Here is a 13994-nt window from a genome sequence, read left to right on the forward strand (position 1 = left end):
CCATGATTCAGAACCGACTCGCCGTATTTGGGGGCGGGCTCTTCGCGTTCTTCCTGGCCGCGGGCGCCCTGCTCCTGTACCTCTTTGGCACGGACACGTACACCGTCGACGGCCGCGTGGCCGGCATCCAGAACGAGGGGCGCACCCTCGTGGTGGAGCACGAAGAGATTCCCGGGTACATGCCACCGATGATTATGCCCCTGCCGGTGGCGGACTCCAGCATGACCGCCCCGCTGGAAAAGGGGGATGCAATCCAGTTCCGCCTCGCCGTGGGCGACAGCGCGAGCATCATCGCCGTCCGCACCTTGCCGGACACGGCAGTGGCCCGAAATCCGGCCCGCACGACCACGCCGATCAAGTCGGCCGCCGACGGGGGGACGCAGATGCTCCAGCAAGGGGACCGCGTCCCCGCGGGCCTCACGCTCACGGACCAGACCGGCGAGTCCCTTCAGATCGGTGACTACCGCGGGCAGACGCTCGTCCTGACCTTCATCTACACCCGGTGCCCACTGCCGACCTACTGCCCCCTCATGTCGAAGCAGTTTGCCGCCCTGCAGCCGCAGCTCCGTGAGCAGCATGGAGAGGAGGCCCAACTGCTGTCGATCAGCTTCGACCCGGCCTACGACACGCCGCAGGTGCTCCGCGAGTACGCGTCGAAGTACACGGATCGGCTCGACACCTGGACCTTCGCCACCGGCGATTCGAGCCAGGTCGAACGGGCCACCGGCCTCTTCGGCGTGCACGCCCAGAAGACGGGCAGCGAGGAGATCACCCACAACCTCACGACGGCCCTGATTGGGCCGGAGGGGCACGTGCGGCGCCTCTGGCGCGGCAACGACTGGACGCCAGAGGACGTGCGGCAGGCCGTCGCCCAGGTGGCCGAGGCGTCCTGATCAGCCCCCGGACGCGCCGATCCAGCCCTCATTGAGCGAGACGCACCGAGACGCACTGAGGCAACCCCCCTGAAACTCCCTCTTTTGTTCTACTTATGAACAAGTGCTCATGTCTTCATAAACAGGAGGTGGGGCCGGAAGGCGATGGCCCTGTCGCTCATTGTCATGCCCGATCACGCCCGGCTCGATCTCCCCGTCGTTCTTCCACACGTCCCCGACGCGACGGACGCGTGCGTTGATCGCCTCATGGACCGCCTCCGTGGGCAACCGGGCGTAAGCAGGGCCCACGTGGTCCCCGCCACGAACGGCGCCCCGGACCGACTCTGCGTGCACTACGACCCCGACACGATTGCGCGCCCTCGCATCCGGCAGCGCGCGGAGAGTGTCGGCGCGGAGCTGACCGACCAGTACGGGCACCTCGTCTGGAGCGTCGAGGGGATTTCGCGTCCCCGGCGCGCCCGGACCATCGCCAATCGGCTGCGCCAACTCAATGGCGTGGTGGAGGCGGAGGCGCGTGCCGCCGAGCAGGTCCGCGTGGAGTACGACCGATCGGTCACTGACGATGATGAAATTTGTGACATGCTGCGGTCGCTGGATGTGCACGTGTGCGATGGTGTGCTCGACGCACGACGGTTTTCTGGAGGGCCAGGGGCGGAACCGGATGCCGATGCCCGTGAGGACGAAGGACATGCCCACGACCATGGCGGCATCTTTGGGGAAAGAACGGAGCTGCTTTTCGCACTCCTTGCCGGGGCGTGTGTGGCCGTCGGGTTCGGGCTCTCGTTCGCAGGTGCTGTGCCTGGCGGCATCTCAGTCGGACTGTACATCGGGGGGTACGTCTTCGGCGGCTACCACACCGTGCGGGAGGCGATCGACACGCTCCGGGACGGTGAGTTCGAGGTGGATTTTCTTATGCTCGTGGCCGCGGGAGGGGCGGCGGTGCTTGGGAAGTGGCTGGAGGGGGCGTTTCTTCTGTTTCTCTTTTCGCTGGGCCACGCGCTGGAGCACTACGCGATGCGCCGGGCGCGCCGGGCCATCGAGTCGCTGGCGGACCTGGCCCCAGACACCGCGCTCGTCCGCCGCGACGGAGAAAAGCGAGAGGTTTCCGTCGATCAGCTGCGGGGGGGAGACACAGTCATCGTGAAGCCGAACGAGCGCATTCCGGCGGACGGATTCGTTACCCAGGGCGAGAGCGCCGTCAACCAGGCCCCGGTGACTGGCGAGAGCGTGCCGGTGGACAAGACGCCCGTCGAAACCACGGCGGCCGTGCGGGACCCGACGACCCTAGACGCGGCCCACCGCGTTTACGCCGGCACGATCAACGGCAGCGGCGTGCTGGAGGTGCGCGTCACGACGCGGGCCGACGAGACGACAATTGCGCAGGTCGTGCAGATGGTCACGGAGGCGGAAGCGGAGAAGTCCCCCACTGAACGCTTCACCGATCGCTTTGAGCGAATCTTCGTCCCGTCGGTCCTCGGGCTCGTGGGGCTGCTCCTCTTCGCCTGGGTGCCCCTCGGCGAGCCCTTCGCCGACAGCTTCTACCGCGCCATGGCCGTGCTCGTGGCCGCCAGCCCGTGCGCCCTCGCCATCGCCACGCCGAGCGCCGTGCTGAGTGCCCTGGCCCGGGCGGGCCAAGGGGGCGTGCTCGTGAAGGGCGGCGGCCCGCTCGAACACCTCGGCCGGCTCGGCGCCGTCGCGTTCGACAAGACGGGCACCCTCACGGAGGGGGCGCCGCGCGTCACGGACGTGCGTCCCCACAACGAAACGTCCGAAGAAGACCTTCTCCGGGCGGCCGTCGCCGCCGAACGGCTCAGCGACCACCCGCTGGCGGAGGCGGTGGTCCAGTACGGGGACGAACACCTCGAGGGCCGCCCGCCCGAAGACGCGGCGGAAATGAAGAGCATCACGGGCCGGGGCGTCCGGGCCTCTGTTGACGGGCGTCCCGTGCACGTCGGGAGCGCGGCGCTCTTCGACGAGATCGACGCGCCGCCGCTCCCGGACCCGCTCCGCGACGAGGTGGAGGCGCTGGAAGCCGATGGGCGAACGACGATGATTGTCCGTCGCGGGGACACCTACCTCGGCGTAGTGGGCCTCGCCGATGCGCCCCGCCCGGAGGCCGCGGGCGTGGTGGAGCGGCTCCGCCGCGCGGGCATCCGTCGGATGATCATGCTCTCGGGCGACAACCAGCGCGTCGTGGGCGCGGTGGCCGAACGGCTGGGGCTCGACGAGGCCCGGGGCGACCTGCTGCCCGGCGACAAGGTGGACACCGTGCGGGCGCTCCGGCAGGACGAAGACGTGGCCATGGTGGGCGATGGGGTGAACGACGCGCCCGCCATGGCGAACGCCACCGTGGGCGTTGCGATGGGGGCGGCGGGATCGGACGCGGCCCTGGAGACCGCCGATGTGGCCCTGATGGCCGATGATCTGTCCCAGCTGCCGTTCGCGGTGGGGCTCAGCCGACAGACCCGCCGCGTTATCGCGCAGAACCTGTGGATTGCGCTCGGCATGGTGGCGGTGCTGGTGCCCGCTACGATCGCGGGGCTCTCCATCGGCCCGGCCGTGGTGCTGCACGAAGGGTCGACGCTGCTCGTCGTGGGCAATGCGCTGCGGCTGCTTCGGTACGACGCGTAATGGCCGCAACGGAACTGGACTGGACCCCTCGTCCTATGAGGCACCGTCTGCGAAGGGACATCCAGTTTTTGCTCGGCCGTTTTCCCCGCCATAGACCCACGCCCATGTCCGGCAATCCCACCTCCGACGCCCCCGCCGACGCGCACGACGGGACCTGTGGAACGGAGGCAGCGCTTTCGGCGTCGCTGCCCACGGCCGCGGTCACCGACGCGACCGTCCGCCTCCTCAAAGGCTTTGCCGACCAGACGCGGCTGCGCATCCTGTGCCTGCTCCGCGACCGCGAGGTCTGCGTGCACGACATCGTGGAGGCGCTCGACATGAGCCAGTCGGCCATCAGCCACCAGCTGCGCGTGCTGCGCGACGCCCGGCTCGTGTCGCATCGACGCGAGGGGCGGCACGTCTACTACCGCCTCGCCGACGACCACGTCCGCGAGATGCTGGAGAACGCCCTGTCGCACGGGGCCGAGCCGGAATCTCCGTGACGTCCAATCGGGATGGGGCTGCGGTCGGGCGCGAACGAGAAATTATTCTTCCGGGAGACCGAATCCGCCGCCCCCCGGCGTCTCGACGCGGAGCCGGCTTCCGGCCGGGAGCGTCCGCGAAAAGTGGGCCGGCAGTTCCTCCTCGCGCCCATTGGGATGGATGAGCACCGTGCGCCCCGGCGCCCCGGGCGTGCCCCCGTTGCGGCCCCACGGCCCCCGGTTCCGCCGCGTGCTGAGCATCGTCGCGGTCGTCGGCACGAGCAGCTCGTAGACGCGCACGAGCCCGTCGCCGCCCCGAAACCGCCCCGCCCCGCCGCTGCCGGGGCGCAGCCGGTAGGCGACGATCCGAAACGGATACGTCTGCTCCAGCGCCTCGACGGGCGTGTTGAGCGTGTTCGTCATGTGCACGTGCACCCCGCTGAGGCCGTCCCCGTCGGCATGGGCGCCCATCCCGCCGCCGATGGTCTCGTAGTAGGCGAAGGCGGATCCGCCGGGCCGCAGCCCGGCGGCGACGCCCTCGTGTCGCTCAGGGCGCGTGCCGCCGAGGGTGAGGTTGTTCATCGTGCCCTGCCCGGCGGCCGGCACGCGGTCGGGCAGCGCCTGCGCGAGCGCCCCGAGCACCGTGTCGACGATGCGCTGGGAGGTCTCCACGTTGCCGCCCGCCACCGCGTGCGGCGCCTCGGCATTCACGAGACACCCCTGCGGGGCGGTCACGGAGACGGGCGCGAGGCTCCCTGCATTTCCCGGAATGTCACCCTGGGTGAGGCCCTGCACCACGTAGTAGCAGGCCGATTTCGTGATGGGGAGCACGGCGTTCAGGTTGCCGTCCACTGCGTCGCCGGTGCCGTCGAAGTCGAACGTGATCGCGTCGCCCTGCACCGTCGCGGCCACGCGGATTGTGGCGGGGGCCGCGTCGCCCACCTCCAAGTCGTCGGCAAAGGCGTAGGTGCCCGCGGGCCAGTCGGACAGCGCCGCCCGCGTCCGGCGCTCGCTGTAGGCCTGTAGGTGGCGGGCGTAGGTCGTGACCTCGTTTGCCCCGTGCGTCTCGGCCAGGGCCTGCAGGCGCTTGGCGCCGACCGTGTGGGCCGCCCGCTGCGCCGAAAGGTCGCCCCGCCGCTCCTCGGGGGTGCGCACGTTGCGGAGGAGCATGTGGAGCAGCGCGTCGTTGCGCGTGCCGCCGTCGACCAGCTTGACGGGCGGAATGATGGTGCCCTCCTGGACCAGCTCGGTGGCGAGGGGGAGCGAGCCGGGCGTCATGCCGCCGACGTCGGCGTGGTGGGCCCGGCTCGCCACGAAGAACGAGGGCGCGTCTGCGGTTCCGACGAACACGGGCGAGACCATGGTTACGTCCGGCAGGTGCGTGCCGCCCGCGTACGGGTCGTTCAGGATCACCACGTCGCCTTCGGCCCAGGTGTCCACGGCGGCCCGCGCCGCGTCGACGCTCGCGGGCATGGCGCCGAGGTGGACGGGGATGTGGGCGGCCTGCGCCACGAGGGCGCCGCCCCCGTCGAACACCGCGCAGGAGAAGTCGAGCCGCTCCTTGATGTTGGGCGAGTGGCTCGTGCGCCGGAGTGTCACGCCCATCTCGTCGGCCACCCCCGCAAAGCGGTGGCGGTAGAGCTCCAGCAGGATCGGGTCGGCGTCGGGCATGCGAATGGACCTGTACGCGTGAAAAGCGCCGCGGCGGGGCTGGAGCGCAGGGACGTAGTCTGCTTCTGCTCGTTCCATTGCGTTCCGGAGGGGACTTCTTGGCGCCCAGACACGGATTTTTGAAGAGCCCCCTACGTCACGTGCATGACGCGCCCCTGCCAAAGGGCTGGAGAAATATTCCTGAGGATCGTTCCAGCACCGTCAGCCCCGGGCGTCAGGCGAATGGGGCAGCTCGGTGCTGAAAACTCATCGGATCTGCATCTCGGTCCCTACGACTCCCCCACTCCTCATGGGCTAGAGTCTCCGACTCAAGTTCCGCCGCACGGCTGGCGTTCAGGAGGTGTTGGCGAGGCGGTGTCGGATGCGTGAGGGCGCCCATTGTGCACACGATCCGGCCATGCTCCGACTCTTCTTGGCTTCGGCGTCGGGAGGAGGGCTCGTCGATCATCGAGCCGCGGGGCAGGGAGGAGCGCCAGTCGCAAATTGCTGTAAGCCGATGAGCGTCAACGCGACGCGGGACAGGATAACGCCTGTTGAGAGTGCTTGGCCTCGGTGGGCCGCCGTGTCTCTGCTCGGCGAACCCGCCCCCTTACCCTTTCGGGGCTGTCGGGAGGTGCAGGGGGGATCCGCTTCCGGCAACCCCGCTGGACTCCCTGAACAGGGGCCGCTTGGGCCCCAGGGCGAGGAGACGTGGGGCTTAACTATTGATAAGAGCGGAGTGTTGGGCATCAGAGCATGCCCTGAGCGGCTCAGCGTGCGGAAGGGAGCGTGCATTTCGGGGGCAGATACGAACCCTGGCACAGTTGTTGGGAACCTGGCATGTACGCTCGGCGGCGTGAGGCAAAAGGCAGCTGGGACATGCAGTAGGGCTCTCGTCCTCCTTTGCCTCCGGCCGAGCCCCGTGCAAATTGTGCACGCCCGTCTGCAGGGCCCTAAGGCAACGCCCATGGAGGCCACGTGCGAGGCAGACGGTGCTCTCGCTTCAGTACCCCACCGACAGCCGATTCGACTCTGATGCGTTGCTCCCCAGTGCTGCGCCGCCTCCGAACCGCCGCCGTGCTTCTGGTGGGCATGTTCCTGTGTGCGTCGTGGTCAGGATACGGTCAGGAGACCCCAGAAATCGAAGGCACGATCACCGTGAGCACCGACGCCGGGGGATCCGAGACGCTCCCCCTTGGGATTGACCCAGGCGCGACTGAAGGAGTGGACCCGGCGTTTGGAGAATCGGAACTGCCGCCAGTGCCCCCGTCAGGAGCGTTCAACGCCCGCTGGGTCGACGACGTCGTGGAGGCCTCGTTTGGGCAAGGTCTTCCCGTCGACATCCGGCAGGGGAGCTCGAGCTCCAATGGCACCCGGCAGCATAAACTCCAGTTTCAGGCCGAAGACGCGGCCACCGCGGTCACGATCGAATGGGACCTTCCAGAGGATGTCACCGGCACGATCGAGGTTGGGGATGGACCCGTTGACATGGAGGGGACTGGCTCCGTGACAGTTGGCACGGGAGCTTCGGATGCCCTCCTCACGATCAACTACAACAGCGCGCCGACGCTCGACACGAATGCAGGCACGACGCTGGACGAGGGCGGACAGGTGCCCATTTCAACCGATTTGCTCAGTGCCTCGGACCCGGACCACGACCCCTCGAACATCACCTTCGCCGTCACGAGCGGGCCGACGGAGGGAACCCTTCGGGTCGGCGGGACGGCGGCCACGGAGTTTACGCAGCAGGACCTGATCGACGGGGCCGTCACCTACGACCACACGGCCGACATTCCGCCCGGGGACACGCCGCCGGACGACGCCTTTACGTTCGACCTGAGTGACAGCCAGGGCGAGGGCCCGACGGGCAACGTCTTCTCGGTGTCCGTACTCGCAGCGAACGACCCTCCAACGGCCGCCGCCGACGCCGACACAACGCAGCAGGGCACGCCAATTTCCATTGCTGCGCCAGGGGTGCTCGAAAACGACAGCGACCCCAACGGGGACCCGCTTTCGGTGTCGGCGATCAACGGAAGCCCGTCGGACGTCGGCCAACAGATCTCCTTGGCGTCCGGCGCGCTCCTGACGATCGAGACGAACGGGGCCTACAGCTACGCCCCAAACGGCGCATTCGACAACCTGAGCGACGGGGAGACCGCCTCGGACAGCTTCACCTACACGGCCAGTGACGGGAACGGGGGGACCCACCAGGCCGGTGTGTCCCTCACCATCGAGGGCCTCAACGGTGCGCCCGTCGCGGCGGATGAAAGTTTTGCTACGTACGAGGACAGCACGCTGACCGTCGGTGCGCCCGGGGTTCTCGGCAATGATGATGACCCGGACGGCGACCCGCTGACTCCCACAGTGGGGGCGGCCCCGAGCAACGGAACGCTCACCTTAAGCAATGACGGGTCCTTCGAGTACGTCCCGGCGCCTGGATTCACCGGCACTGACAGCTTCACCTACACCGCCGGTGACGGAAATGGAGGGACCGACCAGGCCACCGTTACGCTCGCGGTAAACGGAACGCAGGCCTTGAACTTAGACAGCGGGTGGAATTTGGTGTCGCTGCCCTACCAGCTGGAGGACCCGACCCTCGGCGCGGTCCTGCCGTCGTGCACGAGCGGATTCGGGTACGACCCGGATTCCGGCAATCAGTCCCTCTCGGGTGGGGACACGCTCACTGTCGGACAGGGGTATTGGGCAAACTGCCCGTCCGGAACGGCGCAGGTGACCGGCGTGACGGCGGACGCGCAGGCCGTCAGCGTCGCCGCGGGGTGGAACCTCGTCGGGCCGTTCGGCGACTCCACCGACACCGGAGCGATCGCGTCCGATCCGCAGGGCATCGTTGCCTCGTCCGTCTACGGCTTCGATTCGTCGGACGGCTACACGCCGGTCTCCACGCTCGCGCCGGGCGAGGGGTACTGGGTCAACGCCAGCGCGTCGGGAACGCTGACGCTAGGGGGGAGCGGGGAGGGCAGCAGCCTCACGGCCGGGACGCGTCTCCAGAACGCGGGCGAGGACGAGAAGACGGCCTCCCTCCACGTGACCGACGACGAGGGGCGCGAGGCGACGCTTTGGCTCCGGCGCGACCGGCCCCCGTCGAGGCAACAGAGGCACATGCTGCCCCCAACTCCTCCCGGGGGCACATTCGACGTCCGGTTTGCCAACGGCGGGGCCCTGGCCCCCGTGGCGTCCGGCGCCGGGCCCCCCTCCGTCCACGACGTGAAGCTGCAGGGCGTGGCGTACCCCCTGACACTCCGCCTGCAGGGCGGCTCGCGGGCCGGCGCCGTCCGCGTCCGGAAAGACCGTGGCCCCGACGCAGGCGTCACGACCTTGACCGCGGAGGCCCCGTCGGTGACCCTGCAGGACGGAGACGGGCAGCTGCAGGTGGGCCTCCAACCCGCCCCCGACCAGTTTTCTCTGCGGAACAGCGCGCCGAATCCCGCCAGCGGGCCGGCCACGATCGCGTTCAGCGTTCCCGAGCAGACACACGTAACGATCGACGTGTTCGATGTGCTGGGCAGGAGGGTCGCAACGCTCGCGGACGGGCAGAGGGCGCCGGGCCGACACGACGTTCGCCTGGATGTTGGGTCGCTTGCCAGTGGCACGTACTTCTACCGCATGTCCGCCGAAGGCTTTTCGAAGACGCGGCGCCTGGAGGTCGTCCGGTAGAAGAAGGGGGGGCTGCCGGGCGGGAAAGCGTACCGGAAAAATCCCACGCCATCCGAAGCTGAGGGCCGGCAAAGAAAAGCCCCGCCGGCCTGGTCTGGTGGAAGGGACGGCCGACGGGGGGCTCACAGCTACCACTGCAAGCGTGACAAGTAACTTTCAAAGAGGACCGTTTCGTTCCGGTATGGAAGACAATCCTTGTTACCAAAAGACTAATATATAGTGAACAGGTCTTCTTTAGGTCGGGTAGGACGTTGGCCATTCCCCGGGCGCGTGTGCTCCGGTCTGGTTCACGCGCCGGGCCTACCGATGATTTGGACCGTCGGGCCCCGTCCCCGACAAGGTGCCCCCGGTGCCGGGGCGCCGTCACTGCCGACAGGTGCAATCTGTGTCCCGGTCCGACTACCAAGGCGTAGACGAACAGACTGGGTGGGGATACGCACCGCCAACTTGCCCCCCGAATCTCATAGGTTGCCCATCGGCTTAGGGGCGCCCTCCCCGCCGCCGATAACAGGGGCGAAGCGGAAGGCACAACCAATCAAGAAACGGTGGTCATTATGTCTGGCAGTGGCTCTTCTTCGCCTGCTCAGTTTGAGTCTAGCCGTCGCCCTCTATCCTGGACAGGGTGCGAGCGGAAGGTCCGAACGCTCCACAGCGACGCGTCGGAAGACCTCGATAGGGAACAGTCCCGTCGGCTCTACTCGCTCGAACTCTCTGCGTCGCGTCATGCTGGCACGTCGCCGCGCCATCTGCTAGAGCAGGCGAAGCAGGTTCTTTAGTAGGGGATTGGTACTGGGGGCGCTTTGGGCCCGACTGGGGCTCAAAACCGGGGATCTCCTCGGCCCGTCCGCCCTTTACGGACGGGCGTGCCCCTGCCCCGGGCCCCGTGTCCGAGGGCGCCCTCACACAAACGCGCTCTGGCCCGTGATGGCGCGGCCCACAATCAGTGCGTTCATCTCGCGGGAGCCCTCGTAGGAGTACACCCCCTCCGCGTCGGCGAAGAGGCGGGCCACGTCGTGGTCCAGCAGGATGCCGTTGCCCCCCATGATGCCCCGGGCGATAGAGACGACCTCGCGCATCGTGTCGCAGGCCCAGACCTTGGCCAGGCTGGACCGCTCGTTGCCGATTGCGCCCGCGCCGGCCTCCAGTCGGCCGAGCTGCATGACGAACGTCTGCAGCGCCGTCACCTTGCCGAGCATCGTCACGAGCTTGTCCTGCACCATTTGGAATGAGGAGGTCGGCTTGCCGAACTGCGTGCGCTCGTTGCAGTAGGCCAGGGCCTTCTCGTAGGCGCCGGTGGCGAGCCCCGCAGCCTCCCAGGCTACGCTGGCGCGGCAGGTCGCGAGCTGCGCGCTCACGTCCCCGAAGTGTGACACCCCGGGCAGCCGGTTGGCCTCCGGAAGCTCGACGCCGTCCAGCTCGATGAGTCCATTCTCCACGCCCCGCTTGGCAATCTTGCCGCCGATCTGCTCGACGTGGTAGCCGGGCCGCTCCTGCTCGACGAGGAACCCCTTGATGCATCCGTCCGCCTCGTCGCGTGCCCACACGACCGTTACGTCGGCAAACGTGGCGTTGCCGGCCCACTTCTTCGCGCCGTCGAGCACCCACGTGTCCCCCTCGCGGCGGGCCGTGGTGGCCAGGCCCTGGGACACGTCGGAGCCGTGGTCCGGCTCAGTGAGCGCCCAGGAGCCGATCATGTCGAACGCCGCCATCGGCTCGAGGAATCGCTCCTTCTGCGCCTCGGAGCCGAAGAGCGCCACCGAGCCCATCGACAGGAGCGTGTGCACGCCCCAGAACGTGCAGAACGACGGCTCGACCCGCGACATCTCAAAGCTGATGAGGTTGGTCCGGATCGGATCGTCGGACGGAAACGTGTAGGCGTCCCGGCCAACGACCTCGTCGAAGAGCGTGCGGGCCTTGGGAATCAGGTCCTTCGGGAAGGTCCCGGCCTCCCACATGTCGTTGGCGACCGGCTCGACCTCCGCCTGCATGAACGACCGGACCGTCTCCCGCGTCGCCTCTTGTGCGTCGGTCAGGCCCTCGAAGACCTCGTACACGTCCGCGTTCACCGGGGGCGTGGGGGATGGACGCTGGGGCTTCTGGGGGCGAGCCCCGTCGGCCAGGCGATCCAACTCGTCTTCGTCGAGGTCGCTCAGCGCGCCGAGGAGCTGGTCGACGTTCGCCTTTTCGGACAGGCGTGCGAGCGCGTCACGGTCAATGTCGGCGGTGGCAAGGTCGTTGGGCATAGGGAGAGAGAGCGGGTGAGAGGCAGCAGTGGTGCGAAGCGCCCCGTGTGCAACGGTGGGCGCAACTCCTTGATTAAAAGAAAACAATCCAGCCTGCACACTCGCCACCGATGTCCCCCATACGATACAGAAACGTTTAGCTATGCCGGGGGGCGTGTCCATTTCCCGGCCTCGGCGCGGGGCTTTGCGGGAATGCCGGCGTGCAGGGGCCGTGCTCGGGGGGAGGGCATGTCGGTCCTCGGTGTGAGCGCGACCCTGGGGGACATAGACCGCGGCTACGTTGCCAACGAACGGGGGTGGAAGGGACGCCGCTTCGCGGCCAACGAAATGCAGGCCTCCACCGTCCGGGCATTTGCACGGCAGCGGGTCCAGTTCGGCACGCGGCGGGCAGCGACGGCGAGCATCAGCGGCATCCTGGCCCGCCACGCGATCGACGAGGCCCTCGCCTCCACGCGCAGCTCACGTACGATCACCCGGTCGGGCCTTCGGTCATGCCGGACCTGGATGCCTCAGCGGACGCCCACCGACCACGCCAACACGATCTACCAGAGCCCCTACGCCCTGCTCGGGACGCGGGCGCACTACGCAGTCGGGCCGGGTGGGTTGGACACGGGGCAGCTTGCGGTCTTCGTTGAGGCGGAGACCCTCACCGGCACAACCTACGCGAGCAGCCAGCTCGTCCGAGATCAGGTGCCCAATCCGTCCCCGGCCCCGCTCACGTCCGCAGACGTCCCCTCGTTCATGCCGGGGCAGGGACGGACGCTCCAGGTTGGGGGGACGGCCGGGGGGTAGACGGTGCGTCCCGTCCCCGTTGGCAAAACGGTTTGTCGCGGGAGCGCAACCCTGACGGTTGTGCGGCGGGAATGGACGGCCCGGAGGGAACAGGACTGACGCCGCTGTGGGAGTCGCGCCGGGCGGGCGACTGAGCAGCGTGGCGGGCCAGAACTTCCCGAAAGCGCCCGGGGCGAGGAGCAGGTGGAAGGCGATGCCTCGTCTCTGCCCATCGGTTGGGCGGCATGCCGTTGGCCCCGGCGTCACCACGAGACGGGCGATGTCCGTCCAGTCCCAGAAGCCCTCGGCCATCCAGGCCCGCTGACGACCGTGCGCCCTGCCCCCGTCGTGGAAGAATACTCCGGGCCAAGGTGGGAAAAATGTAACATTCCATTGATGCCCTGTGCCCCGGCTCTGGGGGGCGGTGGCGTATCGTGCGTACCGTTCATAGGTTAACGATCTATCAATCCCCACGGCCACGTGCAGGGCCCTTCCAGGGGCGGCAGGGCGTGCAGTCGAAAGGACGCAAGCCGGAGGGGCTGTTTGACGCGCCTGGCCGTGGGGCGCCGGTCCGCCGGGGGCCCGCAGGCACCGCCGGTGTTCGTACTGCCGCTCCGATTTGGGGCGACGGCGGGGGGGGACAGGCGCACCATCCACGTGTACCACGAACCCCCGTCGGCAACGGGAACGCAGAAAAGACGGAAGGCTCCAAGTGCCGCGTGTAAGCGCAAGCCGTCGGGCAACCATGCACCGGGACGAGGCGTCGTGTTTGGGGAGGACAGTGACCGGCCCGCTGGGCGTCCGGAACCGGGACCGGCAGCGGGGGAGGACCGTTCTGAATCTGTGTGCGACGGGTTGCGCCGGGCAACGCCACAACTGACAGAACAGACCGATGCTAAGGCAGGAAGTGGATATTGAGTTGGCCGACATGGCCGACCAACTCGGCGTCACGCTCCGCCGGCTAATGGCAGGGCTCCGGGCGGGGCGGTTCGCCGAGCACGTCACCGAGGACGATCTCGTGTACAGCGACAAGGGGGATCCCCTCTTTTTCCGCATCGAACGATCCCGTGGCTACGCAATCTGTGGAGGGGACCTGCCCGATGTGGAACAGGACATGAGCACGGTGGAGCGGATGAGCACGTCCGCGGAGACCGAGGAAGGCACGACAGAAGAGCGCGGCGTGTCAGCGACGGCGGGGTGGCCGGGCATTGGAACGGTCGCAGGGGCTGTGGCGCTCATCAAGACCGCATTCCGCGGCGGGGTTGCCCTTCTCGGCAGGCTCTTCAGCGGGTTTGGCAGGCTGCTTGAGAAATGGCCGTCCAGTGAGCGGCCGTCCAGACGTGAACTACCGGGACGGCGGTTGGGCGCGATCTATCAGGAGGGCTGGAATGCCCGGCTGGAGGGGAATCGGTCCAATCCGTACCTCGACGACCCACCGGCGCGCAACGCCTATCGACAGGGATGGTGGGATGCAGACGAGGAGATGAAACGTCTCTTGGCGTCTCACTTCGAAGTGGAGTGCCGGACGTCCGCTCGCGGATAGGAAAATGGCCGTCCATCGGCCAGACCCTCAACGCGTTGGGGCGGGCCCCGAGGGCCGTTTCATCCAAGGCACGAGTCGGACCCGGCGACCGACCCCATCAGACCTCCAGATTTCATGCTCCCTTTGT

The 13994-nt window shown here is 68.1% G+C and carries 8 protein-coding genes; 6 read left to right on the plus strand and 2 right to left on the minus strand.

Going from position 1 to position 13994, the window contains the following annotated elements; all coding sequences use genetic code 11:
• The first annotated feature begins 2 nt into the window (after positions 1–2).
• The 3 genes from OJA40_RS08620 to OJA40_RS08630 all read left to right on the plus strand — a co-directional run bounded on the left by OJA40_RS08620 (position 3) and on the right by OJA40_RS08630 (position 4006).
• Positions 3–893, plus strand: coding sequence for an SCO family protein (locus OJA40_RS08620; RefSeq protein ID WP_263810333.1), 891 nt, complete (start codon positions 3–5; stop codon positions 891–893).
• Between the two features lie 165 nt (positions 894–1058).
• Positions 1059–3524, plus strand: coding sequence for a heavy metal translocating P-type ATPase (locus OJA40_RS08625; RefSeq protein WP_263810334.1), 2466 nt, complete (start codon positions 1059–1061; stop codon positions 3522–3524).
• Positions 3525–3628: 104 nt separating this feature from the next.
• Complete coding sequence (locus OJA40_RS08630) at positions 3629–4006, plus strand: ArsR/SmtB family transcription factor (RefSeq protein ID WP_263809382.1); 378 nt, start codon at positions 3629–3631, stop codon at positions 4004–4006.
• Positions 4007–4048: 42 nt separating this feature from the next.
• Here the strand turns inward: OJA40_RS08630 and OJA40_RS08635 are convergent, their stop codons facing one another.
• The gene (locus tag OJA40_RS08635) at positions 4049–5656 is read right to left on the minus strand and encodes a hydantoinase B/oxoprolinase family protein (protein ID WP_263810336.1); all 1608 of its coding nucleotides are present in this window, start codon (positions 5654–5656) and stop codon (positions 4049–4051) included.
• 1014 nt (positions 5657–6670) lie between these two features.
• Between OJA40_RS08635 and OJA40_RS08640 the strand changes: the two genes are divergently transcribed.
• Positions 6671–9310, plus strand: coding sequence for an Ig-like domain-containing protein (locus OJA40_RS08640; RefSeq protein WP_263810337.1), 2640 nt, complete (start codon positions 6671–6673; stop codon positions 9308–9310).
• 899 nt (positions 9311–10209) lie between these two features.
• On the opposite strand, the gene OJA40_RS08645 is transcribed toward OJA40_RS08640, so the two are convergent.
• Complete coding sequence (locus tag OJA40_RS08645) at positions 10210–11553, minus strand: acyl-CoA dehydrogenase family protein (RefSeq protein WP_263810338.1); 1344 nt, start codon at positions 11551–11553, stop codon at positions 10210–10212.
• A 228-nt stretch (positions 11554–11781) separates the two neighbouring features.
• On the opposite strand from OJA40_RS08645, the gene OJA40_RS08650 reads away from it, so the two are divergent.
• Both OJA40_RS08650 and OJA40_RS08655 read left to right on the plus strand, forming a co-directional pair.
• A complete protein-coding gene (locus OJA40_RS08650; protein ID WP_263810339.1) occupies positions 11782–12345 on the plus strand; it encodes a hypothetical protein in 564 nt (187 codons plus the stop codon).
• Between the two features lie 871 nt (positions 12346–13216).
• Positions 13217–13867: a hypothetical protein gene (locus tag OJA40_RS08655; RefSeq protein ID WP_208426219.1), complete on the plus strand. Its 651-nt coding sequence runs from the start codon at positions 13217–13219 to the stop codon at positions 13865–13867.
• Positions 13868–13994: the final 127 nt, after the last annotated feature.

The organism is Salinibacter pepae (genome assembly GCF_947077775.1).
GTDB classification, from domain to species: Bacteria; Bacteroidota; Rhodothermia; order Rhodothermales; family Salinibacteraceae; genus Salinibacter; species Salinibacter pepae.